The sequence below is a fragment of the Xanthobacter sp. BG11Y11_SDJG genome (assembly GCF_057364445.1).
This window is the reverse complement of record NZ_JBNFNU010000841.1, coordinates 1-685: the sequence shown is the minus strand read 5'-3', so window position 1 is coordinate 685 and position 685 is coordinate 1. Positions and strand designations below refer to the sequence as shown.

Annotated in this window: 1 protein-coding gene; it reads right to left on the bottom strand. The window is 75.2% G+C overall.

Annotated features, from left to right (window positions below):
• The coding region (locus AC2W7M_RS26885; RefSeq protein WP_486136283.1) for an enoyl-CoA hydratase/isomerase family protein at positions 1 to 572 on the bottom strand (572 nt) is incomplete at its 3' end.
• Between the last annotated feature and the right edge of the window lie 113 nt (positions 573 to 685).

Sequence of the window (685 nt, the reverse complement as noted above, 5' to 3'; positions counted from 1 at the left end):
TGCGCTCGGCGGCGGGCAGGCACAGGTCCGCCGCGCCGACCGCCTCGGCGCGGGCCGCGCTCATGCGCTCGGCCGTATAGAACATCGGCGCGCACGCCCCTGGCCGCCGGAACAGCCCGTGCGAACCGCGCAAAGCCCCGCGGATCATAGCCGAGCCCGAGGCGGGCCGCCGGAATGGCGAAGAAGGCGCCCTCCGCGGCGATCCGCAGGTCGCAGCTCGCCGCCAGCGCCGCACCCGCGCCGACGCAGGCGCCGTGCACCAGCGCCAGCGTGGGAAAGGGCAGTCCCTCGATCGCCGAGCAGGCGGCCTCGACGAGGTCGTCATAGCTCTGGGCACCGGCGGCATCGGCGCGCGCGCCATCGAAATCGGAGATATCGGCGCCGCCGGAGAAAGCAAGCTCGCCTTCGCCGCGCAGGATGGCGACGCGGATGTCGGCCCGTCCCCCGGCGTCGGCCGCGAATGCGCTCAGCGCCCGCCACATGCCGCTGGAAATGGCGTTGCGCCGCTCGGGATTGGAGAGAACGAGCCGGGCGATGCCGCCTTCGACCGAAATTGCGATGGTCCCCGCCACGTGCTCCTCCCTCTGCCGTCCGCCCCGCCGCCTCCGCCCGCCATCGGCGCCGGTTGCACGCGCCCGCCCCGTGTGCCGGGAGCGAGGCGTCCGGCGGATCGCCCGGCGCCGCG